Annotated in this window: 24 protein-coding genes; 4 read left to right on the forward strand and 20 right to left on the reverse strand. The window is 38.0% G+C overall.

Annotated elements, in window-relative coordinates:
* Positions 1-5 precede the first annotated feature (5 nt).
* Complete coding sequence (locus BUC06_RS20880; protein ID WP_073336175.1) at positions 6-1,052, reverse strand: linear amide C-N hydrolase; 1,047 nt, start codon at positions 1,050-1,052, stop codon at positions 6-8.
* A 382-nt stretch (positions 1,053-1,434) separates the two neighbouring features.
* On the opposite strand from BUC06_RS20880, the gene BUC06_RS20885 reads away from it, so the two are divergent.
* The 3 genes from BUC06_RS20885 (at position 1,435) to BUC06_RS20895 (ending at position 5,246) form a co-directional block, all read left to right on the forward strand.
* Positions 1,435-3,624, forward strand: coding sequence for an ATP-binding protein (locus tag BUC06_RS20885; protein ID WP_073336177.1), 2,190 nt, complete (start codon positions 1,435-1,437; stop codon positions 3,622-3,624).
* A gap of 27 nt (positions 3,625-3,651) precedes the next feature.
* Positions 3,652-4,203, forward strand: coding sequence for a biliverdin-producing heme oxygenase (locus BUC06_RS20890; protein ID WP_073336178.1), 552 nt, complete (start codon positions 3,652-3,654; stop codon positions 4,201-4,203).
* Positions 4,204-4,319: 116 nt separating this feature from the next.
* Entirely contained in the window at positions 4,320-5,246 is a 927-nt protein-coding gene (locus BUC06_RS20895) for a malate dehydrogenase (RefSeq protein ID WP_073336180.1), read from the forward strand.
* Positions 5,247-5,384: 138 nt separating this feature from the next.
* Here the strand turns inward: BUC06_RS20895 and BUC06_RS20900 are convergent, their stop codons facing one another.
* The 8 genes from BUC06_RS20900 to BUC06_RS20940 form a co-directional block, all read right to left on the reverse strand.
* Positions 5,385-7,103 (reverse strand): S41 family peptidase, encoded by a 1,719-nt coding sequence (locus BUC06_RS20900; RefSeq protein WP_083564152.1) that lies wholly within the window; start codon positions 7,101-7,103, stop codon positions 5,385-5,387.
* A gap of 115 nt (positions 7,104-7,218) precedes the next feature.
* The gene (locus BUC06_RS20905) at positions 7,219-8,127 is read right to left on the reverse strand and encodes an alpha/beta fold hydrolase (protein ID WP_167367455.1); all 909 of its coding nucleotides are present in this window, start codon (positions 8,125-8,127) and stop codon (positions 7,219-7,221) included.
* Between the two features lie 787 nt (positions 8,128-8,914).
* Entirely contained in the window at positions 8,915-9,652 is a 738-nt protein-coding gene (locus tag BUC06_RS20915) for an SDR family oxidoreductase (RefSeq protein ID WP_073336189.1), read from the reverse strand.
* A 68-nt stretch (positions 9,653-9,720) separates the two neighbouring features.
* The gene (locus BUC06_RS20920; protein ID WP_073336191.1) at positions 9,721-10,305 is read right to left on the reverse strand and encodes a TetR/AcrR family transcriptional regulator; all 585 of its coding nucleotides are present in this window, start codon (positions 10,303-10,305) and stop codon (positions 9,721-9,723) included.
* A 122-nt stretch (positions 10,306-10,427) separates the two neighbouring features.
* A complete protein-coding gene (locus BUC06_RS20925; protein ID WP_073336193.1) occupies positions 10,428-10,961 on the reverse strand; it encodes a GNAT family N-acetyltransferase in 534 nt (177 codons plus the stop codon).
* Positions 10,962-10,985: 24 nt separating this feature from the next.
* Entirely contained in the window at positions 10,986-11,378 is a 393-nt protein-coding gene (locus tag BUC06_RS20930; protein ID WP_073336195.1) for a VOC family protein, read from the reverse strand.
* 7 nt (positions 11,379-11,385) lie between these two features.
* Positions 11,386-12,165 carry a hypothetical protein gene (locus BUC06_RS20935; RefSeq protein ID WP_073336197.1) on the reverse strand — a complete coding sequence of 260 codons (780 nt, stop codon included), beginning with the start codon at positions 12,163-12,165 and terminating at the stop codon, positions 11,386-11,388.
* Positions 12,166-12,175: 10 nt separating this feature from the next.
* The gene (locus tag BUC06_RS20940; protein WP_073336199.1) at positions 12,176-12,967 is read right to left on the reverse strand and encodes a DUF6896 domain-containing protein; all 792 of its coding nucleotides are present in this window, start codon (positions 12,965-12,967) and stop codon (positions 12,176-12,178) included.
* A 93-nt stretch (positions 12,968-13,060) separates the two neighbouring features.
* On the opposite strand from BUC06_RS20940, the gene pafA reads away from it, so the two are divergent.
* Positions 13,061-14,707 carry an alkaline phosphatase PafA gene (pafA, locus tag BUC06_RS20945; RefSeq protein WP_073336201.1) on the forward strand — a complete coding sequence of 549 codons (1,647 nt, stop codon included), beginning with the start codon at positions 13,061-13,063 and terminating at the stop codon, positions 14,705-14,707.
* A gap of 514 nt (positions 14,708-15,221) precedes the next feature.
* Here pafA and BUC06_RS20950 read toward each other — a convergent pair.
* The 11 genes from BUC06_RS20950 to BUC06_RS21000 all read right to left on the reverse strand — a co-directional run bounded on the left by BUC06_RS20950 (position 15,222) and on the right by BUC06_RS21000 (position 24,785).
* Positions 15,222-16,037 (reverse strand): hypothetical protein, encoded by an 816-nt coding sequence (locus BUC06_RS20950; protein ID WP_073336203.1) that lies wholly within the window; start codon positions 16,035-16,037, stop codon positions 15,222-15,224.
* A 41-nt stretch (positions 16,038-16,078) separates the two neighbouring features.
* Positions 16,079-16,873, reverse strand: coding sequence for a hypothetical protein (locus tag BUC06_RS20955; protein ID WP_073336205.1), 795 nt, complete (start codon positions 16,871-16,873; stop codon positions 16,079-16,081).
* A gap of 42 nt (positions 16,874-16,915) precedes the next feature.
* Positions 16,916-17,707, reverse strand: a complete 792-nt coding sequence (locus tag BUC06_RS20960) for a hypothetical protein (RefSeq protein WP_073336207.1) — start codon at positions 17,705-17,707, stop codon at positions 16,916-16,918.
* A 279-nt stretch (positions 17,708-17,986) separates the two neighbouring features.
* Positions 17,987-19,231 (reverse strand): hypothetical protein, encoded by a 1,245-nt coding sequence (locus BUC06_RS20965; protein ID WP_073336209.1) that lies wholly within the window; start codon positions 19,229-19,231, stop codon positions 17,987-17,989.
* A 67-nt stretch (positions 19,232-19,298) separates the two neighbouring features.
* Entirely contained in the window at positions 19,299-20,546 is a 1,248-nt protein-coding gene (locus BUC06_RS20970; protein ID WP_139263416.1) for a hypothetical protein, read from the reverse strand.
* 73 nt (positions 20,547-20,619) lie between these two features.
* Complete coding sequence (locus tag BUC06_RS20975) at positions 20,620-21,870, reverse strand: hypothetical protein (protein WP_073336213.1); 1,251 nt, start codon at positions 21,868-21,870, stop codon at positions 20,620-20,622.
* A 120-nt stretch (positions 21,871-21,990) separates the two neighbouring features.
* Positions 21,991-22,305: a barstar family protein gene (locus BUC06_RS20980; RefSeq protein ID WP_073336215.1), complete on the reverse strand. Its 315-nt coding sequence runs from the start codon at positions 22,303-22,305 to the stop codon at positions 21,991-21,993.
* A 206-nt stretch (positions 22,306-22,511) separates the two neighbouring features.
* Positions 22,512-22,670 (reverse strand): GIY-YIG nuclease family protein, encoded by a 159-nt coding sequence (locus tag BUC06_RS24395; RefSeq protein ID WP_317041440.1) that lies wholly within the window; start codon positions 22,668-22,670, stop codon positions 22,512-22,514.
* 57 nt (positions 22,671-22,727) lie between these two features.
* Positions 22,728-23,243: a ribonuclease domain-containing protein gene (locus BUC06_RS20990; RefSeq protein WP_228423862.1), complete on the reverse strand. Its 516-nt coding sequence runs from the start codon at positions 23,241-23,243 to the stop codon at positions 22,728-22,730.
* Positions 23,244-23,265: 22 nt separating this feature from the next.
* On the reverse strand, positions 23,266-24,060 hold the full coding sequence (gene nadE / locus BUC06_RS20995) for an NAD(+) synthase (protein ID WP_073336219.1): 795 nt from the start codon (positions 24,058-24,060) through the stop codon (positions 23,266-23,268).
* 197 nt (positions 24,061-24,257) lie between these two features.
* Positions 24,258-24,785, reverse strand: a complete 528-nt coding sequence (locus BUC06_RS21000) for a GNAT family N-acetyltransferase (RefSeq protein WP_073336221.1) — start codon at positions 24,783-24,785, stop codon at positions 24,258-24,260.
* Positions 24,786-24,787: the final 2 nt, after the last annotated feature.

The following is a 24,787-nucleotide window of genomic DNA, read 5'->3' on the forward strand; positions in this document are numbered from 1 at the left end:
ATGATTTAGATCCCTAAGAATTTAAAAGGGGCTGATTCCTTAAAATCTTTGTTGGATTTTCCATTGTAAGTCTGGAAATTACTCAGATCCAGTTTCATTACTTTGGCTTTTGGATTCAGGTCAAAATCTTTAAGATCTACCCAGAATGTATTAGGCGTAAATACGGTTTCGAAATAATAAACGAGATTTTTTTGGTCAGAAACCGAACGCCATCTTGTGGATGAAATATTAGGCTCTGTATCGGAAGTGATTCCGTAAGGTACTGAACAGTTTCTGATCACGCTGAATACACTGGCTACTGCGGTACGTGTATCATTGGTTTTAGGAATCGCATTGATATAATAGGATGCTCTTACAAAACGGTCTGCTGCACGGTTGGTTCCCGGAAGCATGATGGTTCCCGGAATGCCCTGCCAGTAACTATTTAAAGCCAGCTGCTCATCGAAAACAGGAGAGTTGGTCATTACGGTGTATTTGGGGTCGTGGTGCACAACCAGTTTTCCGTTGATGTATTCAAATACGGCATTATCACCTGAAGCATCGGACAGTGAAAGATGTACGGTAGCAAATTTTTCCGTGCCGGGAATATAGTCGCTTACGATAATGAAAGGATCTTTTTTCAGATGGTCTACCGCTTCTTTTACGGTTCCGAAATTATCCAGAAAATACTGTGCCCAAAGAGAAATAGCGAGTCCTTTTTGTCGTCCTTTAGGATTGAACTCGGGGTATTGGGATTCACCCAGCCATAGCATATTGGCTACAAGTCCTTTTTCGTTCATCCCGTCGGCAGAGGTGATGTCCCATGAGGAACTGATGATGCTTCCGTATTTTGAAGTCCATTGTATTGAAGATGGTCCTACTTCGCCGGTTCTCTGAATGCCTCTCGGGAAAACCCATAGATTAGCGGGGATCTCGTCACGCCAGTCCATGGATCTTGCAGTGATCACCGTGTTGTCAGTACCTTTGTAGACTACTCTCGTACAGGCCTCATACCCGCTTCCAATTCCTAATGTAAGGATCAATGTGAAGATAATTAAAGGGAACTTTTTCATAGTGCTATTATTTGAATTTTAAAGAATATTTCATTGAAAATAATACAAAGAAATTCAGGAATTTTTAAATGTATTCATTATTTGGTGATATAAATTTAATAAATTTTGTTTAATTAACATAAGTATTTCGGATATTAATGTAAAATTCATGTAATGAATCATGATCAGAAAATTAAACTTGATCTGCCGTAAAAATTTTAGTATATTAAAGGTGAAAATGCTTTGGAGGTATTGAAAAATTAAAGTTTTTTTTATTTGAAATTCAAGGTGTTATACCTCTGTGGCATCTTTGGGTACTGTGTTTTACGTACTTTCAGGATTTGATACCACAAAGCAATATGTCGTTAAAAAAATCGTTATCTTTGATTGATCAAAGAATTATATGAATTTTGTAGAGTGTCATGAAGAACCCATCCATATCCCTGGGTATATACAAAGTTTTGGATATCTGATTGGCATTGACGCAGGATCTCATACCATTACTTTTTTCAGCAGGAATATTGAGGATATATTTAGGGTCGAAAATGCAGAACAGCTTTTTGACAGGAAGCTTACGGATTTTCCTGAAATCTTCCGGTCTGTTATAGATTCGGACCTTTATACCTCTATTCATGATTTTACAAAAAGAGAAAATGAAACTCATTTTGATAAGGTATTCATCAGTGGAAAGGAATATCATTTTTCCATCTTAAGAAGTGGCAAACATATTTTTCTTGAATTTGAAGCGGTACAGGAAAATCCCAATAAGCGTATTTCCAATAAGTATGATAATTTTTATGTTATCGACAATGAGAAGGAGCTTTGGGAGCAGCTGCTGAGTACTCTATCCAAGATCGTCAATTATGACCGGATGATGGTGTATAAATTTATGATGGACGGCTCTGGTAAAGTGATTGCAGAAAAAAGAGATGAGAATATGGAAAGTTATCTCGGTCTTCATTATCCGGAGTCTGATATTCCGAAACAAGCCAGAGATCTTTATTTAAAGAAAAGGAAAAGAATATTCAGTAATGTTTATTCGGAGACCGTTCCGCTTATAAGCAGGACAGATGAAAATATTGATCTTACTTTTGTAGGTTCAAGGGGAATGTCACCGGTTCACGGACAGTATGTCAAAAACTCCGGAGCTTCTTCCAGTTTCAGTGTATCCATTATTATTGATGATTATCTTTGGGGACTGGTTACCTGTCAGAACTCGGAGGCTAAGCATATTGATCTTGAAGACAGAGTGCAGGCGGGGATCTTTACAGCCCTTGCTTCCAATGCCTATTCTTCCTTTAAATCTAAAAATGAACTGAACTACCGTCTTGAACTGAACGAAAGAGCTTCACAGCTGAAAGCAGAATTTTTAAAACATAATAATCTTTTTGATTCCCTGGCAGACAATAAAGGAAAGATCCGAAAGCTTCCTGAAGCAGATGGTCTGGTGATTATTTCAGACGGAGAACCAGTAACGGTAGGAACTGTGCCGGAACGTGAAACGATTGACAGAATTGCGCACTGGGCTCTTGAAAATACGAAAGAAAGTATGTATGTCAGCAGAACTTTTCTTAAGGATTACGGAGAGGAACTGGAACTGACTGAAAATGCAGCCGGAATCATTATTTATTTTATTGAAAGGAGCAAAAAAGAAATGCTGATCTGGTTCCGTAAGGAGTTCAGTGAGCACATCAATTGGGCGGGAAATCCAGAGAGAAAATTAGGAGTCTTTTTGCAGAATGGGGAAGAGAAACACATTATTTCACCAAGAACATCTTTTCATCTTTTTACTGAAAATATAAAAGGAAATTCAAAAAGATGGAATTCCAGAGATATCAGTTCTGTACAAGCAGTTAGGGATGTGATCCTTGAAACTTCTCACAAGCAGTATAATGCGATCAAAGCGCTTAACAATGAACTGAGAAAAGTAAATGAGGAACTTGACAGTTTCTCTTATACCATTTCACATGACCTGGGAACCCCTCTGACCGTCATGAAACTGAATGCACAGATGCTGCTTTCGAATTTTGAAAAGACAGAAAAAAATAGAAATAAACTGACCTCTATTGTTGAAGAAATCGACAATATGGCGGAAATGATGCATGATGTACTGGAACTCAGCCGCGCGAAGCACAGCGAGATAGAGCTGGAACGTTTGCAGCCTGCGAATACAATCCTTAAGATTTCGGAAAATGCAAAGATCACTTTCGAAAGTCCTAAAAGTGAGATTATTATTAAAGAATGTCCTGAGGTACTTGCTGACAAAACGATGCTTCATCAGGTATTTTTGAATGTCATCAACAATGCTGTGAAATACTCTTCCCACCGGGACGAGCCGAAAGTGGAAATCTGGGGCACGGAAGAGGGAGGAAATATTGTATACAGGATTTCTGATAACGGAATCGGAATTCCACAGGAAGAAAAGCACAAGATGTTTAAAATCTTCAACAGAATGGATAATGCTAAAAAGTTTAAAGGAAACGGAGTAGGCCTGTCCATTGTACACCGTATTATGAAAAGGATTGGTGGAAATGTGGAATATGATAGCAATAAAGAGGGGACTTGTTTCATTTTAACGTTCAAAAAACCGTAAATTTGGGCAACTTTAAAAACCTTATTTATGGTATCAGAGTATCTTAAGCAAAATACAGCGGAGTATCACGATGCTGCAGAGAAACTTTTCAATTCGGAAAAAATTTTTAATAAAACGTTCACTTTAGAGGACTATAAAAAGATCATCAGTACGAATTATCTGATGCTTCTTCACAGTGAGGACAAAATATTCGGAAGTCTTGCTGATAAATATTCGGAAAGGCTCCAGCTTAACAGCAGAGTAAAACTTCCTCTTATCGAGAAAGACCTTGAAAGTCTTTCTTTGGAAAACCAGACAGCTTCACACGAACTTCAGCTGGACAATGAACATGAGGCTTTAGGAGCAATGTATGTGATCGAAGGTTCTACATTAGGTGGAAACGTAATTGCAAAACAGCTTTCTAAAACGGAAGGTTTTGATCATGTAACATTCAATTTCTTTGGGTGCTATCAGGAAAATACAGGACCAATGTGGAAAAATTTCAAAGAGGTTCTGGATACTGAAGTAACTGAAGAAAACTATAATGAAGTCCTTTCAGGAGCAAAAAAGCTATATACGTTTTTACTGAACGTCAATTAATTTCATTGAACCCTAACTAAATTCCTGAAAAATTGCCCACATTTTCAGGAATTGTTAAATTTGGGCGTTTCAATTTTTAGACTAAACTAAAAAATAATTTAAAAAAAGTATACCATATGAAAGTAACTGTAGTAGGTGCAGGCGCTGTAGGAGCAAGCTGTGCAGAATACATCGCAATGAAAAACTTCTGTTCAGAAGTAGTTTTAGTAGACATTAAAGAAGGATTTGCTGAAGGTAAGGCAATGGATTTGATGCAGACGGCATCGCTGAACGGGTTCGATACAAAAATTACCGGAACAACAGGAGATTACAGCAAAACTGCAGGTTCTCATGTAGCGGTTATCACTTCAGGGATTCCAAGAAAACCTGGAATGACGAGAGAAGAACTTATCGGTATCAATGCTGGTATCGTGAAAGAAGTTACTCAAAACTTAGTAAAAAACTCTCCGGAAGTGATCATCATCGTAGTATCTAATCCAATGGATACTATGGCTTATTTAGTACACAAAACGTCAGGTCTTCCTAAGCACAAAATCATCGGAATGGGGGGTGCATTAGACTCTGCAAGATTCAAATACAGATTGGCTGAAGCTTTGGAAAGCCCTATTTCTGATGTAGACGGTATGGTGATCGCTGCACACAGTGATACCGGAATGCTTCCATTATTAAGCAAAGCTACAAGAAATGGTGTTCCTGTAACTGAATTCTTAGATGATGAGCAGCAGAAATATGTTATTGAAGAAACTAAAGTAGGAGGCGCTACTTTAACAAAATTATTAGGAACTTCAGCTTGGTACGCTCCAGGTGCAGCGGTTTCTGTAATGGTTCAGGCGATTGCCTGCGACCAGAAAAAAATGATCCCATGTTCTTTAATGCTTGAAGGTGAATACGGACAAAATGATATCTGCTTAGGTGTTCCAGCTATTATCGGAGCCAACGGAGTAGAAAAAATTGTTAACGTAACGCTTACTGCAGAGGAGCAGTTGAAGTTTGCTGAAGCTGCTAATGCGGTAAGAGAGGTGAACGGAGATCTTAAGTTTTAATTAGATTAGCTCTACATAATATTTGCTCAGCGCGGCCAAAGGCCGCGCTGAGCTTTTTTATAAAGGGTTTCATAAGTAGGTAACTAATTTCGGAGCGGCCAAAGGCCGCTCCGAAATTAGTTACCTTTTAATAATCTTCTATTTTATCTCCTTCAAAACCCTTTCAAATTCCAGATCTCTCTTCCGGATAAGATCATCATCCGTATATCTTATCATTTCATTGATTCGTACGCCGACTTTTTGAGTGGGTGTATTGTCATCATAGAAAATGCCGTTCGCGGTAAATACAAGATCATAATCATCGGTGAGGGGTACAGTGGTGGTGTCACCATCGGCTCCGGCTGTTTTCTGACCGATTGTAAGGGCTTGAGGGAAGACCTTCTGCAGATTCATGGTATTCCATTCGCTCATGCTTAATGTTTCTGGATTGACGATGATGAAAACTTTTCCTTTGTATGGATGAACGGTTTTATCTTCAATCTTTGGATAGTAATGTCCAAACTCTTTATAGCTGATGGCAATGTAAGTGCCTCTATTTTTAATATTGGGTTTGTAGTATTTTCCGAAATGATTGTTTACAGGAGAAAAGTATTTGTAGATATAGTGAAATACAAATCCACCCCAATCGGGATAACCTCTCATATCAAATACCATTGCTTTTTTGGATGACGCTTCCGTAAAGATACTGTCCATATAGCCATCCTGTTTATCTTCCGGAACAGTACTGAAGGAGATCACGTCATTTATTTTAAAATAAGCAATATCCTTATGATTCATCGTATGATTATCTTTGGTGCGGATTTTCCCTTTTATGTATTCCGTAACCGTTGCCAGTTGCTGCTTATCGGTGAAATTGAGAAAATCAACCTTTGCCGGGTAGGATGTATGATTTTCTTTTGATTGTATTGTAAGTTCTTTCTGTAAATTGTCGTCTGTCCAGATCAGATTTCTCTGATAATCTGAAAGCATATGTAAAAGAGTCTCTCTGTTGGAGGATGAAAGCAATTCCTGTTTTTCTTTAATGACCTCAGGAATACTCTTGCCATTGATCTTCATGATCCTGTCTCCCGTATGGATATTGGCTTTAGAACAGATTTCAGGAAAAATAAGATCGGTAATGAGCAGATGATCATCAAAAATCACATAATCAAATGGAGGATAATACAACCGATGGTAAATTTCATTCTTATAATTCAGCTGATTATAAAAATTGAATGCATGGCTGTCTTCCATTTTAGCAACCGCTTTAGCCAGAATGATATCAAAATCTTTTCTTGACGAGCAGTGAATGGTTTGATCCAAAAGATCCGTAAAGTAGGCATCAGAATTTTTTGGCATCAGATATTTGTGAGGATACAGATAATCGATGGATCCCTGAATTTTTGCAAATATCAGCAGTCTTTCTGGTAAAGCGAAGTTTTTATCTTTAGGAGATGAATCTTTTTTCTTATCTCCGGGCTTTTGTTTTCCCCCTGTATCACTAATGAATCTGTGATCATAAATGTCTTTAAGAAGTGCTTTATTTTCGGTACTGATCTTTTTATTTTTCTGGTACCATTTGAAATCCTGATTGGCAGAAAGAATATCTTTTTCCTGATCATTAACAGGAGTTCCTGAAAATTTATGATTCAGGTTTTCAGTCAGGACTTTAATTACTGAGTTGGCGTCTGACTGATCATTTACTTTCTCCACAGTCGTTAAAAATAAACTGTCAGCGTCTTTTTTTGCGCTGGCCAGATCCGGATGGTAATATTTTAGAAAGTTCCATGTTTTTATCAAAAGACGATATTGGTCTTTTTGACCGTAAACTGATGACTGGACAAGAATTATGCAAAAAATGGATAGTAGTTTTTTCATATTTTTACTGTAAATAACGGGGAAAAGATATGATTTTATGGTGATACAATTTCAAAGTCAGTATAAAAAATACAACACACTTATTGGGGGGGTGTTGAGTGTTTATTATTTAAGTTTAATAATGTCTGAAGACGAAATTCCAAACAGAATTGATGAATTTCCTGTTTTTCTCGTAATACAAAATATGTCCGCCATCGATAGAAACTACCTTCTGACAGGGAAACTGAAACGTTTGATAGTGTCTGCTTCCTACAGCTTTATCCTTTTTTCCGGTGATAATTAATACAGGAACACGAATGTCTTTTGTAACCGGTGCATAATCAGTATAATATTCCGGATATTCCTTCGGTTTTGAGATCACAGCCATTCCAAAATCTATAATCCTTGGATGAAGGGAATCTATTTTGTCCATTTTTTTGATGGTTTCAATATCCTCCGTAAGAAACTTATAGCCTATTCTCTTCTTTCTTAATGCAGCGCTTATTTTTGAAAGTTCTGCAGAAAGACGGTCTTCAGGAACAGCTTTATTTTCCTGTAGAAGAAGGTTGTTTCCGTATTCAATCTGTTCTTTGACGGATTCATTATTGAGAAAATGAAGCGTCACATTAGTTAAAATCAATCCTTTGGTATGCTGAGGATATTTTTTAGCATAATTAACTGCAATAATGCCACCGAAAGAATGCGCCAGCAGAAAAATTCTGTCAAGTTTCAGATGCTGCCTCAGTTCTTCAATATCCCTTACCATAGTTTCCAGATGATAATTCTCTGATGTTCCCGATTCACCGGATCCCCGTTGATCCATATAGATTATTTTCATGTTTTTTTCAAGACGGTTTCCGCCCATGAGCTCAAATGACGGGTATCCTTGTCCAGGACCTCCCGGAACATAGATGCAGGCTTCTCCGTTTCCCGAAACTTTATAGTTGATTTTAACGTGATCGGAAGTCTCAAAAACACTTTTGTAACTGCTTTTCTGAGCTGAAGCAAACGTCAAAGAAAGGAAGATGGATAGAATTAAGTGCATGGTTTTCATATAGTAATAACATTTGAGAGACAATATTTATTACGTATTACAGTTCAAAAATCAGTTCTTTTCTTTGCCAGTAGTTCACATCAAAAGAATCATTATAAACTTTTTTCCGTTAGGAAGAAATTTAAAACCTTTTAAAAGAGTTTCGTCCGAATGATTCTTACACACTTCAATTATCTTTCTTAAGGGACTGTTCATCTGTCAGAGATTGTTGATTTCCTGCAAGATTATATTTTATTGCACAAGACCCTGGTAAAAGACCTGTGTTCATCATTAAAAGTGACAAAAAAAGAGCAGTAAAAACCGCCCCCTTCTTTATCTAACAATATTTCCTTTAAAAGTAAACACATCCACATCCCGTTTCCCACGGCTGACATAAACGCTTAGGTTCCGTGCAGCTTCCTCCCGGATTGCCTCCTCCTTCTGAAGATCTGTAGCACATACCGCCACTGCAATAATAGGATCCGATAGTGGGCGGACAATAACCGTCAGCATCACAAATGGCGTAAGCAGTATCTCCTCCGCTGATGAGTTCAAGCTGCTTTCTAGTTAATTTCTTTAAATTTTTTCATAGCAGTTACTGTTTTTAATTTGTTGATTACTAATATAAGAAATTTTAATACACGATGATGTGATTTAATCAATATGATTTAATATTTAAAGATTTAATATTGAAATAATTGAAAAAAATGATGATAAAGTAGTGGGTTAGGATACTTCACTAATAAAACTGCGGGCAAAGATTCTTCTTTCTCCCGCAGTATAGAATGGATGTAAACGGCTATTGGTTCATCACATCAAAAGCACCTTCAGAGTCCGCAAAGAAACTGCTGTATAAAACTTCTGTATTCCCTACTCGGATTTCATAAGTATCCTCAAGGAGCCCTTTCACAAGGTTTTCTGCCACTTCCGAAGCAGGAATACCATTTTCCCGGCCTCCGATTTCAACAGAAAAATCAGTGTTAACCAATGGCGGCATCAGTTCAAAAACTTTAATAGGGGTGTCTTTGGCCAGTTCATATCTTAAAAGTTTCGTATAGGAATGAAGAGCCGCTTTAGAATCAGAATAGGTAGGAAGATGTGATCCCGGGGCCAGTGCGACGATGGAAGAGACATTCACAACTGCTGCGTTTTCCTGTTTTTTTAGTAATGGAAGGAGTTTTTCGGTCAGACGTATCGGAGCGAAATAATTAGTTTCAAATTCTGCTGTTGCCTTATGGTACGTGTCTGATGTATCAGAAAGAGTATACACGTAAGCGTGTCCGGCATTGTTGATTAAGATATTCAGACCACCGAAACTGACTTTGATTTCTTCAACCAGTCGCTCTACATCTTTTTCATCAGTAATATCTGCCTGGATGGTAAAGATATTTTCGAGACCCGCTGATGCTGCATCAAGTTTAGCTTTATTTCTTCCTGCAATGATAACTTTGTTGGAGGTGTGAAGTGCTTTCGCAATTTCTAATCCGATTCCTGAGCCTCCACCCGTGATAAGAATAATGTTGTTGGTAATGTTCATGACATTTTTGTATTAAATTAATAAGTATTTTAAATTGTACTAATCGGTACAAAATTGAATGAAAAATTTTAATCCAGTATTTTAAGATTCATTTCAATGATGCTTTTCAGGATTTCCGGTGAACTCTCCATTCTTCTGGTAACATGAATTCCGTTCCACAGATTGCTGAGGTGCCATCCGATGATTTCCGGATCTTCTGTGCTGTTCATCTCACCTTTTTCCTGGGCACGTCTGATGGTTTTAGCAAAAAGAGACTGAAGTTCTTTAAGTAATTGGGCCGTGACCTTTTTAATTTCCTGATCTTTTTCAGAAAGCTGGACCAAAGCATTACCTAAATAACAGCCACGCTCTTTATCACAATCCGAAGCATACGCCAGACTTATAAAAAAATCTTTGATCAACTGAATCTTGTCTTCAGATGCAGCAAGACTTTGGGAAAGCTTTTGATAAAAACGCTCTGAAAACTGAGTGATGGAGCGCACATAAAGCTCCTGTTTCCCACCCTTAAAAGCAAGATAAAAACTGCCTTTTCCAATTCCCATAGCGCCCAGCAATTCTTCGGCAGAGGCTGTATCATAACCTTTGTCCCTGAAAACTTCAGTGGCTTTTGCCACAGCTTCCTGTTCGTTAAATATTTTAGGTCTTCCTGCCATCGGGATTCATTTTCTGAGACAAAGGTATATAATTGTACCATTCGGTACAAAATAAAAATTTCAATAGGTTTTATAGTTTTTGTCGATCGTTCAACTTGCCGGCTGATTCCAGGTTTGTTTTTTTACAAATCCAAGGTCATGAACACAGCTGTTTCTTCAGGGTTTTCATACATTCTTGTATTCAATCCCGTAATGCTGAAGCCTAGTCTTCTGTAAAACTGTATTGCAGGATAATTTGTATTCTGTGTTTCCAGCTCTATGATGCGGCAGTTTAAGTTTCTGGCTTCGCGCACCGTACTTTTGATCAGCTGGGCTCCGGCTCCGTTTCTTCTGAATTTTTCGCTGATCAGGATATTTTCAATATAAAAACTATTATTCCAGATTCTGTGCTCACCAATAATCCAGCCCATAAGTTCACCGTCCTCAAAAACTCCGAAAGAATGTCCTTTTTGAATCCTCTCATTAAGATCGTCCATGTCATCAGAAGTGGTTTCCCAGATCTTGCTGTAGCTCAGTGATTTTTCTCTCAATACAAATTCAAAAGAACCGGAATACTCAACAAAAGAGATTGATAGTATTTTGTCAGTGGTATAGCCGTTCAATCCCCATTTCAGAGCAGGGTTTTCAGTCAGTTTTTCTAATTTTTTTATTTCCATGAAAATAAAGAATATGATTGGTTTTTATTGAATTTCTGTGCAGATCTCAACCAAATAATTGTCAAGATCTTTGATATAGGCTACCTTTTGTCCCCAGGGTTTTACAGCCATATCTTCATACAGGACTGCTCCGTTTTTAACTGCTTTTTCCAAAAGTTTTTCTACCTCATCCGTTGTGAATCCTAATTCTATCCCGAAAGGTTTTTCCTGAGATTGAGAAGATAAAAATCCTTTCTTTATATTAGAACTGGCAAGATTGACGGAAGCGAAAGAAAGACTGGTGTCTCCGGTTATCAATTCTCCGTAATCTTTTTCAGGTGTTATAAATTTTATAGGGGTATCAAATGTATTTTGGTAAAAGTTCATGGACTTTTCAACATCCTCAACATATAAAATAACGTATTTGAATTTGATCATAATTGCTTTATTTTTTAATTAAAATATATTCTTCATCTTTTATCAATTGTACAAAGGGGCCATCTAAAGGATAGTAATCCATCCCTCCGAAATGACCGAAGTGGAGCGGATATTTCTGAGTCAGTTGAAGGATCTTGTTTCCGAACGAATGAATATGGACATTCTGAATTGCATTTTCCATTTGTCTTCCGTTGGAGAAAATGAGCATCAGATTGCATTGGCTTTTAAAATCCTTCTCGTAATAGTAGAAAACATGAATATTCTCTTCATGACAGAGGAGGGTCAGATGATTAATCAAGTCTTTTTTACAGGAGAGCGGAAGATTACAATCAATTCTTATGGAAAGGTTTTCTGCATTGTCTTTTTTGAAATCTGATCCAATGATCTGAATAAACCGATGTTGTATGGTTTCATAGGGCTTATTTTCGGGTCTGAAATTCCTGGTTGATGTTGCTTCAAATGGAGTTTCAGTCAGATGAGCATGGGAGAGAATCAGTAATTGTTCTATTTCTGAAACGAACTGGAAATGTTCATCAAAAAGGGTATAGTCACCAGTTGAGATCAATAGCTGGTTTCCATTGATCTTGAGGTCTAAATAGATCCTTTTGAAGCGTAAGTGGAGTTCCTCCAGTTTTTTCAGAAGGTTCTCAGGCTGTTTTACCAAAACCCTTGCTTCCAGTCCGGCAAGATTGTCAGCATGACCTCCCATTCCATTGATAAATGTAAAAAACTGGAAACGGTATAAGTTTTCGGGAAATTTGAAATACCAGTATACTCCTAATATCATTTTTTTATTCTTATGATTTTTTAAACTTCAAAAACTGTACTATCCTTGTTAGTTTAGATTGGCGCTTTTCAAAATCTGTCTCTGGATTAAATACTTTAATTTGAATCTTTTCCCGATCTTTTATAACGGTGCCGGAGTGATTTCCGATACTCGAATTAATTTTCTCCAGCAGGTCAAGTTTAAGCATGACTTCAAGAATTCTACATCCGTCAGCAAATTCGTCATAAATTTCTACTGGTAATGGCTGATATTGTGGGGTTGATTTAATGTAAATACTGAAAAAATAAGGATCCAAATCTCCAAACTCCATTCCAAACATAAAAGGCACTTCAATTTCCTGCTTTGTTTTTGTATTTTGAAACTGGCAATGATAGCCATGGAAAAAATAATTCCATTGTCCAACTTTTCCCCTGCTCATTCTTTGTCCCTTAATTATATTAAAAGTAAGAAATGGAAAATCTTTATTTAATTTTACTTTCTTATTCGTAATAAATAGATTGATGAGTTCGGTACTCAATTCTCTATAATCTTTTGCACAGCGTGTAAAAAATAGCTGATTGGCTATTATTTCTTCATCTGTAATCAGTTTGCAGATGTTGATTTCGTGTTCTATAGTAGGAATGGCGATTTGAAAAGCCGGAAATCTTTTCTTTAAATCCGAGCCAAAATCTTCTCGTAAATGTTGAACAGAATCCTTAAAAATTAATCTAAGTTGTTTATGACGGGGAATATTTGAGATATAGTCAATGCTAGGAAATTCCTTGATTGATTGGATTGTTATTAATTCAATATTTCTTTCCAAAATTTTATATGGATGATTTCGCCAAATTTAATGAAATTTCACACGCCAAAACTTTCAAAACCCGTAAATTTGTGATCAACAAAAATTTACTAGATGCTTAGGAAAATTTCAATTGCGGCAGCGGCTTTATTGTCCGTAATTACAATCAATGCTCAGAAGAACAAAAATTCTCAGTTAGAAAGACCCAAATTAGTTGTAGGATTAGTCGTTGACCAGATGAGATGGGACTATCTGTACCGTTTTTATAATAAATACGGAAACGATGGTTTTAAAAGACTTCTGAATACTGGATATTCTTTAAATAACGTTCACATTCCCTATGTACCTACCATTACTGCTTTGGGACATACCTGCATCTATACAGGTTCTGTACCTGCCATCCACGGGATTGCCGGAAACGACTGGACAGATAAAGAAACAGGAAAAAACGTATACTGTACGGCAGACGAAAGCGTTCAGCCGGTAGGAACAACCAATACAAAGACAGGAAGTCATTCTCCAAAAAATCTTTGGTCTACCACAGTGACTGATGAGTTGAGGCTGGCGACCAATTTCCAGGGAAAAGTAATCGGAGTTTCATTGAAAGACCGTGCTTCCATTCTTCCTGCAGGCCATACGCCGAACGGAGCATTTTGGTTTGATGACAGTACAGGAAATTTTATTACAAGTACCTGGTATATGAATGACCTGCCTCAGTGGGTAAAGTCTTTCAATTCTCAGAATCTTCCTGAAAAATTAGTAGCAAACGGCTGGAACACTTTACTTCCGATCAACCAATATACAGAAAGCTCACCTGATAATTCTTCATGGGAAGGCCTTCTCGGAAGTGCAAAGACCCCTGTTTTTCCTTACAGCAATTTAGCTCAGGATTATAAGACTAAAAAAGATAATATCCGTTATACGCCTTTCGGAAATACACTGACACTGAAATTGGCCGAAGCTTCTGTAGAAGGAGAGAAATTAGGGGGAGATAATATTACTGACTTTTTAGCCATCAACCTGGCTTCTACAGATTATGCAGGTCACAAATTCGGGCCCAATTCTATCGAAGTAGAAGATGTGTACTTAAGACTTGATCAGGATCTGGCTCAGTTTTTCAGCTATCTGGACTCAAAAGTAGGAAAGGGCGAGTATACGGTTTTCCTTTCTGCTGACCACGGTGGAGCTCATTCAGTTGGATTTTTGAAAGAACATAAGATCACCACAGGATTCTTCGGAGAGGGAATGGAAAAAGATATCAACCAGAAACTGAAAGATAAATTCGGAGTTGATCAGCTCATCAATGCCGTAGATAATTATCAGATCTATTTTGACAGAAAGCTGATGAAGGATAATAAAATAGAATTGGATGACCTGAGAGATTTTACCATCAAAGAATTGCAGAAAGATCCTACTGTTTTGTATGCCGTGTCTGTAGATGAAGTTCAGGAAGCTACGATTCCGGAACCGATTAAACAGAGAATCATCAACGGAATCAACAGACAGAGAAGCGGTGATATTCAGCTTATTTCTCATGATTCAATGCTTCCTCCTTACTCTAAAACAGGAACTACCCATAGTGTATGGAATTCGTATGACTCTCACATTCCACTGATCTTTATGGGATGGGGAATCCATCAGGGAGAAAGTAATAAAGAATATCACATGACCGATATTGCCCCTACTGTTTCATCACTGCTGAAAATTCAGTTCCCGAGTGGAAATGTAGGAAACCCGATTACAGAGGTTATTGGAAGGTAATAAAATTTCAAAGTATACAAAGCATTCCTTTCGGGGAATGTTTTTTTTTGATAGATCGTGCTAATTATAAAAATTTTAATCCGGGTTTTCATTGGATATGGTCAGCCCTCAAACGTTTATTTAAATAATCAATTATATTTAATTCTAGATTTTGGGATATATTTATATATTTGGAATACTAATTAAAATATTGAGTCATGAAAAAATTATCACGAGAAAATCTGAAAATGATCAAGGGTAGCGGAAATGCATGTTCAGTTGATCTTACATGTCCGCAACTTCATATCTGCTGTAATGGAGTTTGTTTGAAAACTACAGAAATAATATACCTACCCAACTGTGAATAGAAATAAGGATAATTACACTTTGGTATTTGATATTTCTGTTCTTAATTGAAAACGAATGGAATATAAAATCCAAGAGATTTTTAAGTAGTATAATATCCAAGAGATGCATAATCTGCATCTCTTTTTTTGGTATTAATTTCAAACAAATTATATCTGTTGACAAAATTTTATTTGGAAGGTGTTGCTCTTATATTGATGGCATCGCGGTTTCCTGAACCAAATGTTATCCTGAAAGCAGTACCGCTTCCACCGGCACCATTAACTGTAAGAGTATAGTTTCCGGCTGGTAATACTAAAGTAGAACGGGGTACAAGATAAAAATTACCGGTTGTGATAAAAGTTGAAAAACTATTCGTATACGATAGTGTGGATAACCCAAATACTGTATTGATCGGTATGCTGGCAGGAGCTGCCGTAAATGAATAATATACATTACAAAGCTTAACCGCGTTATCCGTTATTCCAGCTCCTGTACCGCCCGGGGCAATACCTGAGTTGGTGAAAATTGCCGAGATATTGGAATCAAATTCCACTACAGAAGGTTTACTTAAAGTAAATGATACAGTAGCCAAAGTAATAGTTGTAATGGATCCGGTCGTGGTAGCTGCCGGAACATCTAAACTGATTGTACCAAGTGCATCGCCACCTATGGTTCCTCCTGAAAGCATTGTTTTTTCAAACCAAGCTGTTTTTCTCTGCCATTGTGTTCCATCATTATAATATTCTCCCGGATAAACAGGATTGGCTGCTACAGTGGTATTGGTAGCAGTGTTATATACGGTCATTCCGGCAACATGCGCTGAAAGAGGAGAGGGATTATTGGTCGCTGTAAGCGCTACTCTCGGAAGCAAGAGTCCTTTATTGGTACTGCTGACCTCAAGCATAGCATTAGCGTTGGGGGAAGCAATGCCTATTCCTACCTGCGCCATCATTGTTGATGGAACACTTGAAAGAATGATAAATGCAGCAAATAAATTTTTCATTGATTATGTTTTTAGTACGTTTAAAGTCAAAATTTTCCCAACTATTTTGTTGGAGTGGCCTTAATCTGAACCATATCTCTGACTCCAGATCCATACGTAACTCTAAATGCATTACTGCTGGATGCCAATCCGTTGACATTGACCACATAATTTCCCGCTGGTAACAGAAGCGTGGCATGAGGCGCGGTATAAAAATTTCCTATAATGGTTGTAATATTGGCTGTAGTTGCATTCATATAAGTGATGGTGCTGTCTCCAAAAGGTGTATTCACAGCTATTCCGCTTGGGGCTGTGGTAAAAACGAAATTGGAAGTCACTAGTTTTATGGCTGAATCTCCTAAGGGTATCGTACTGTCACCGCTGGCATTAAATGACATCGAAATATTTCCACTGAACTCTACACTCGATGGTCTGTCCAGTGTAAAAGAAAATGTACTTAAAGTAGTCGTAGTAGGAGTGCCTGCAGCAATATCTACGGGAGTAGAGGAAAGGATATCGGCAATAGTCCCTCCTGTGATCATTCTTACATCATTCAGTGCAGACTTTCTCTGCCATTGGGTTCCATCATTATAATATTCACCGGGGTATACCGGATTGGCAGCAACTGAAGTATTGGTTACCGTATTATATACCATCATTCCTGCCACATGAGCTGTTAACGGTGCCGGATTATTAGTAGCAGTCAATGCGACTCTGGGTAGTAAAATACCTTTGGTTGCACTTGTGATGTCCAACTCTGCATTCGTATTGGGAGCAGATAATCCCACACCTACCTGGGCGTTTGTGAATGAAAAGAAGGCCAGAAATAAAGGGATCGTATATCTATTTTTTTTCATTTTGTGATATTTATTGGTGTTAAAAAATTGATGAAGCTTTGATTACTGTAATGGAGTCGCTCTGATCTGGATCATATCATGAGTTCCTCCACCATAACCAATTCTAAATGCAGTTCCGCTTAATGCTGTACCTCTTAAATTAAGGACATAACTTCCTGCAGGTAAGGTAACCACTCCGTAAGGATTCAGATAAACATCTCCCGTTGCTGTTGCTGCGGCAGAAAGTGCGGTAGTATACGAGGCAGAATGATCACCAAAAAAAGCGGTTGTTGAAACTCCTGCAGGGGCCGTCGTAAACTGGAAATTAAGAGTACACAATTTTACAGCTCCATCTGATAAAGGTGTGGTATTGCTTCCTGAAGCAGTATAGCGCGTAGAAACATCAGCACTGAACTCCACAGTAGACGGCCTGTCTAATGTAAAAGAAATCGTACTGAGTATGGTAGTCGATGCCGTTTCGGCAACAACATCTGCTGTGGTCAATGATATAGCATCATTTATTCCTCCTCCGGTAATCATTCTGGCATCATTCCACGTGGATTTCCTTAACCATTGTGTACCATCATTATAATACTCTCCCGGATATACAGGACTGGCAGCCACAGAAGTATTGGTGGCTGTATTATAAACTGTCATTCCGGCGACATGGGCTGAAAGCGGGGAGGCACTGTTCGTGGAAACAAGAGCAACTCTAGGAAGAAGGAGTCCTTTATTTGTACTTGTGATGTCTAATGCTGCATTGGTATTCGGAGAAGATATCCCTATTCCAACCTGGGCTGTTACAAGTGAAAAGCCAACCAGTAGAAATCCAACCACACAATTCTTTTTTTTCATCTCTGTTTAGTTTTTTATTTAATTGATCAAAAAAATTCCAATAGTTACATCGGTATTTTAATGAATAATTAATGGTTAAATGGTTTTTAGTTTGATTGATAAGTAGGTTTTCGGTAGTCCTTTTTTATTATCAATACTTGCATTTTAAAGTATATACGAGATGCATGACTGTTTGGTTTTTATTTTTGAAAAAAAATTAAATATTTTTTTGATTAAATATTTTGACCCAAAAAAAACTCCCAGAAATGCTGAGAGTTTTTGTATCCTTTTATTTAATTTCTAATTAATATAGGAAGCGTTAAACGACATTGAAATAGGCCTGCAAGTCATGGTGACACCAGAGGTCGTTCCATTGTTGACTGCTCTTATCATTCTTACATCTAATGTGTGATTTCCCGTGTTGAGAAATTTAACCGTATTGATGGTAAATTGGGTATTGGTTCCGGCTGAGGTTTCCTGAGTCCTTAAATAACAGTCTGTTGCCACTCCGTCAATATATAATCTGGCTTCATAAGTAGCCTTTCCACCTCCTTCAGGGGTGCCTGTATAATCAATTCCAAGCATGAAATTAATAAATAAAGTTTTACCTCCGGAAGGAATTGTAATAGACTGCGATGTACCGGTTACGACTGTAGCTGCAAGATCATTCACATTAAAATCAATGCCGTTGGTGTTATTCACGGTAGCTGTATTGATGCTTGCCGGAGAAGGATTGGCGACCGTAATTATATTTCCGTTCGTATCTACACCTATAGATTGTCCTGTACCGGTGGGAGAAGCTGAGGTAAGATTGGTGAACCTTAATCCGGAGATATTGGCATTTCCGGAAGCAATTTCAAATTTTGAACCGGGCGTGTTGGTTCCTATACCCACATTTCCGTTACCCAGTATTATAATTTTTTCTCTGTCATTAGTTTTTAAAGCTAATGCAGCATCGTTGGTAGTACCTATACTTAATTGAGTAGAGTTTCCGTAAGAATTAATCTGTGCCTGATTATTGTCATCCACATAGAGGTCGAGATGCGACGATCCTCCGGTCAATGACAGAGATCCTCGTGAAGATCCGTTGGCAGAAAGAGTTCCCAAAACTGAGCTTGCTACAATTCCTACACTGGTCATATCATTCATAAAGACTATAGGGTTTCCGTTGGTTGTTACTATTCTCGTCCCTGCTAATCTGCCGTTCGAATTATAGAAATTGGATGTTCCCAGTTTTACCCATGCTGTTCCGCTAAAATAATAATATCCTGTTGCATCTATGTTGATAGCAGTGCCTGCTGATGTTCCTGTTGAAATACTGTTTATGAAAATCAATGTTGAAATGGGAACGGAAGTCATGCTTTGAGCTCTTTCTCTGTCTACTCTGGGGATTAATAATCCATCAACACCGTTGCTTGTGCCGGTAGAATTTTTTGCATTAATGTCAAGGGTAGAAAGCGGTAGACTGGTATGAATTCCCACCTGTGCCAGAACAAGAGAAATGCCACTTAAAAGAAATATAATGGAGAATTGAAATTTTTTCATGAATTAAGTTTAAAATAATGATTAATTGTTGTACTATTTAATTATTCAGATCTTAATGATTTGAAGCTTAGTTTAAATAAGAAGCATTAAATGATACTGACATTGGATTGCAAAGCATGTCTGCACCGGAGGCTGTCCCGTTATTGAAGGTTCTCTGCATTCTGACGTCGACTGTATGATTTCCCGCAGCAAGAAATTTTATGGTACTGATGCTAAAAGAAGCATTCGCACTGATTCCTATTTCCTGTGTCCTCATATAACAGTCGGTGGCTATACCGTCTATATATAATCTTGCTTCATAATAGGCGGTTCCACTTCCTGACGGATTATTGATGTAATCCACTCCAAGCATAAAATTGATAAATAAAGCTTTTCCACCTGCGGGAACATTTATTGATTGTGATGTTCCGGAGATGATGGTAGCGGTGACATCATTCACCGTAAAGTTGACCTCTGCTGTACTGTTTACCGATGAAGTACTTACAGTAGTAGGATTGGGATTAGCAACAGTCACTACATTTCCATTGGTATCCACACCCAAAGCCTGTCCCGCACCTATTGGAGAGGTAGAGGTAAGATTAGTGAATCTTAAGCCGGATGTATTTGTCGTTCCCGAAGTTAATTCCAATGCAGTATTAGGGGAAGAAGTGCCGATTCCTACATTCCCGTTATTCAGTAAGATCAGTTTTTCTGTTCCGTTTGTTTTAAGAGAAAGAGGGGCTGTATTCGTTGTTCCTATACTTAATTTTGTGATTGTTCCTGAAGAATTCATTTGGGTAGCATTGCCATTATCTGCATAGGTTTCCAATGTTTCGGCAGATGAAGATAAAATGACAGACCCTTTAGCTGATCCACTTGCTGAAAAGCCTCCTTCTGCTGCACTGGTGATAATGCCTATAGTACTGGCTCCGTTGACAAAGCTGATAGAGTTTCCATTGGTTGTGATCAGTCTGAGTCCATTTAAAGTGCCGTCTGAAGTATAAATAGTGTTAGAAGGAATGAGTTTTATCCAGGAAGTTCCGTTATAGTAGTAAAATCCAGTTGTATCTATATTGACAGCAGTGCCGTTTTGGGTACCGGTGGTAATACTGTTGATGTAAATCATTGTAGAAACAGGAACACTGTTCATACTCTGTGCCCTTTGTCTGTCTAGTCTGGGGACTAGTATTCCATCTGTATCTGTGGAAGTACCTGTAGCATTTCTGGCATTAATATCTAATGTGGAAAGAGGAGTGGTAGTGTTGATACCCACTTGTGCATACATAAGTGAATAGCCTGAAATAATCAATAATATGGAGAGTTGTATTCTTTTCATGGGAAATTTTTTAAGAGGATACGTCATTAATTTTTACGGTAAAGAATGTAATAGGATTACTTGAATAATTACCTTAATTCAAATACGTGGCATTGAATGACATAGAAATCGGAATGCAGAGCATATTGGTACCCGAAGCCACTCCATTATTAAAGGTTCGTGTCATTCTTACATCGATTGTGTGATTTCCGGCTGCAAGAAATTTTACCGTATTAAAGCTGAACTGAGCACTGAATCCACCAGGTCCGTATTCCTGGGTTCGCATATAGCAGTCTGTGGCTGCACCGTCCAGATACAATCTTGCTTCATAGTAAGAGGCGCCACTTCCTGTAGGGTTGCTTCCATAATCTATTCCCAGCATAAAATTGATAAACAATGCTTTTCCACCTGTAGGAATAGCCACAGTCTGTGACGTTCCCGGGACCATGATCACAGTCGTGTCGTTTACATTAAAACTGGCTCCCGTGGTACTGTTTACAGAAGCAGTTGTGACACTTGCAGGCGCTGGGTTGGCTACAGTTATTACATTTCCTGCAGAATCTACGCCTAAAGTCTGCCCTGTGCTGATGGGAGACAATGAAGTAAGGTTCGTAAGTTTTGTCCCTGAAATATTGGCTGTGCCGGAAGAAATTTCCAGTTTTGTATTGGGGGTTGAGGTTCCTACACCTGTATTTCCATTACTTAAAATAGTAATTCGATCCGTTCCGTTTGTTTTAAGGGCGAGGGGAGAGGCATTGGTAGAACCAATACTTAGTTGAGTAGAAGTTCCGAAGGAAACCAATTGGCCAACACCTGTGTTGTTTACGTAATAATCAAGATTTGCAGAACCTCCGGCAAGATTTAGCCATCCTCTGGACGATCCGTTGGCTGAAAGCGAAGCTTCAGTGGCTGAAGTACCAAATTTTACATTGTTGACTCCATTAATGAAGCTTAAAAGATTACCGTTGGTTGTTACCGTTCTGGGATCAGATAAAATCCCGTCAGAATTATAAATGTTGAGTGAAGTAACGAGTTTGGTCCATACTGTTCCATCAAAATAATAATATCCTGCTGAATCAATACGGGCTGCTGTACCGGTTAATGTTCCTGTGGTAATATTGTTAACATAGATTAATGTTGATACAGGAACTGTGGTCATATTTTGTGCTCTTTGTCTGTCTACCCGCGGCACCAGCAATCCCTCTGTATCTGTGGAAGTTCCTGTTGAATTCTTTGCACTGATATCCAGTGTAGAAGATGGAGAAGGAGTGTTGATGCCTGTTTGAGCAGTAGTGAAAGCAAAATGTGTCAGTAAGAATAGAAGAGAAAATGATACTCTTTTCATGGTTTAGTTTTACGAGAAAGATTAATGATTGCTATGTTGCAAATATTAATCTTTTATTTGTAAAACAACCTAAAAAAAGAGAATATTATATATTAAAATAGTGTAGTTAAAATTTGTTATCTATTCATTTTCACCATCATTCTCCTCCTCGTCTTCATCATCGTACTGTTCCAGATAATAGGTGAAGGTAAAGTCTTCAGCTTCGTCCTCAGCATCTTCCAGAGTGGTCAGCAGATCTTCAAAGATTTCCAGCTGGTCTACCGTCATATTGACGAATTCAAGGTGAAGCGGCATCTCCAGTTCTCCGGTAATGACATCAGAAAGCGCATCCAGATTATCTCCGAAATATTCCGTAAGACTTACTTTTTCCTTTAATTGGGCGTAAAAATCGTCGTAGTCGCCGATGTCTGTAAAATCGATATATATTGTCTTCATATTCTTTTTTTATTCATTTAATATTAGTCATTGCGAGGAGCTAGCGACGAAGCAATCTCAAAAAACATCCGTGATATTTTCGATATCATCTGCTAAATCTCTCCAATCAGGATTTATTGAATTTATTAAATCTATTTTTTTCTGTCTTGAGCCTGCTTTGATTTGTTTTTCCCGAAAATAGCATCTCCTATTTCCTGAAAAGATTCCTAGTAGACCAGTATGTATAAGTTATATCTTGAGGTAAAGCTTTGCTGGTAATACATTGCTTTATGTTCTTGCACACGTTTGGGCAGGTTTGAAGTAACTCCTGTATAGAGAGTTGTCTTGTTTTTGTTGGTCATTATATAAACAAAACCTGGTTTCATGGTCCTTTTATCATAAAGATTGCTTCGTCGCTGCTCTCCTCGAAATGACAAGCTCAATTACTGCTTTTCAAAACTCTTATAATGGTTTTTGGTCAGATACACATCGCCGTCTTGCGTAAAAATAATACGGTCTGCATTTCGGTTGCCACAACGGTAGTTCACATCCGCTTCATAATATTTTTCATTTGCGGGAAGTCTTTTCTCACGGTTGCTGAACCGATCACCACCGATAGCTCTTCCGGGTAATACGTCACACAAGTTTCCTTTTGAAGGATTCCAGCCCAACTTTCTTGCCTCATTTTTAGTGATGTAATAATCAGGAAGCCTGTGGTTTTGCTTAACGTAGCTAATGACTGTTTTTTCTTCTGTCAGCTGGTCGATAGACGGTGATGAACTATTTCCAATGGTGCCTTTCGAATCCATAGAAGTACTTCCGTAGCGGGAAGCTTCTGTTTTTGCTGTCCCTGTATTTCCCTTTTTGTCTGCAATAAAATTATTGTAGATATACATCACAGACATTCCGAAGAGAAGTCCAAGACAAATAAAAAATACAGACCTTATTTTACCGTTCATATATAAAATTTATAACTCAAAACTAATCATTTCTCCATTCCTCAGGAATATCGCAAACCGGGATAGGATTTATTTTATGTTGAGCTGCTTTATGCATTCTGTCAAAAATTAAAAAGACCTCTTTATCACGGCCTTCATAGTCATCGGCAGTTTTGGTTCCATATTCTTTCTGAATCTTTTCCAGTTCAGGATAGGTAGCACCAATCTGCTGTTCATCCGTTCTGTCTACATCCCAAAGACCATCTGTAGGAATGGCTTCCTGGATATTTTTAACCAGATTTAAAGCTCTTGCAAGCGTGTATACTTCCGTTTTGTAAAGGTCTGCGATAGGAGAGACATCTACACCACCATCACCATATTTTGTATAAAACCCGATCCCGAAATCTTCCACTTTATTTCCTGTTCCGCATACCAGAAGACCATTCAGTTGTCCGTAATAATAAAGCGTCAGCATTCTAAGACGTGATCTCGTATTGGCAAAAGCAAGCTTTTCATTAGGAAACAGTTCATCTTTGACATCAAACGACTTATAAAGTTCTTCAAAAGCAGGAGTCAGATTTACAGACATCGCCTCTACATTGGGAAACTTTGATTTCAGATCATTCATATGTTCCCAGGCACGGTCTATCTGATCCGGCTTCTGACGGATGGGCATTTCGATAAGAAGGGTTTTCAATCCCGTCATAGCGGCAAGAGTAGAAACCACACCAGAATCCACACCTCCGGAAACACCAATAACATATCCGTTTACTTTAGCTTTTACAGCATAATCTTTTAACCAGTCTACAATATGATCTATTACTTTTTGAGTCTGCATTATTTATATTTTTTTAATCTATTCAAATTCATTTTTTATCCGTCTTTAATTGGCTCAACAGCCAATGCGTTAACTTCAGGAATTTCAAACGGAAAAGAGATTCCAAAATTACAGGTTTTTTCGTAATCTGACTTAGGATAATTGAAATGTCTGCGAAGTATTAGCTGTACTCCGGTCTTCCTGATTAGTACAGTATATTATGGTATATATTTTTCGCGTTTGAGTTCATACCAGTTACAGATCCCATCAGGTTCTTCAAATTCACTGGTTTTCTCAAAACCTAATTTTGTTAGAATATGATTGGAACCCTCATTTTCACAATGAGCATAAGCATAGATAACATCAGCTTTCATCTCAATAAATCCAAGATCCAGAGATGCTCTTGCTGCTTCCATTGCATAACCTTTACCCCATGACTCAGGTAAATAACGGTAACCGAGATCCAATACATTCTTATAACCGTTGGTCTCTTCTGTAAGCAGTTTCAAACCGCTCCAGCCGATTAAAAGTCCTGATTCCTTTTCAATGACAGCCAATCTTCCTGTGCCATTTTCATCATATTGGTTCCGGATCATTCTTATCACGTTTAATGATTCATGAAGTTCTGTGAGTACCGGAACGCCAATGTATTTCATTACTTCAGGATTAGAATCCAGAAGAAACATCCGTTCAGCATCGGTTTCTTCAAGTTTTCTTAAGATCAGTCTTTTTGTTTCTATTTTCATGG

The organism is Chryseobacterium carnipullorum (assembly GCF_900142785.1).
Classification (GTDB): Bacteria; Bacteroidota; Bacteroidia; order Flavobacteriales; family Weeksellaceae; genus Chryseobacterium; species Chryseobacterium carnipullorum.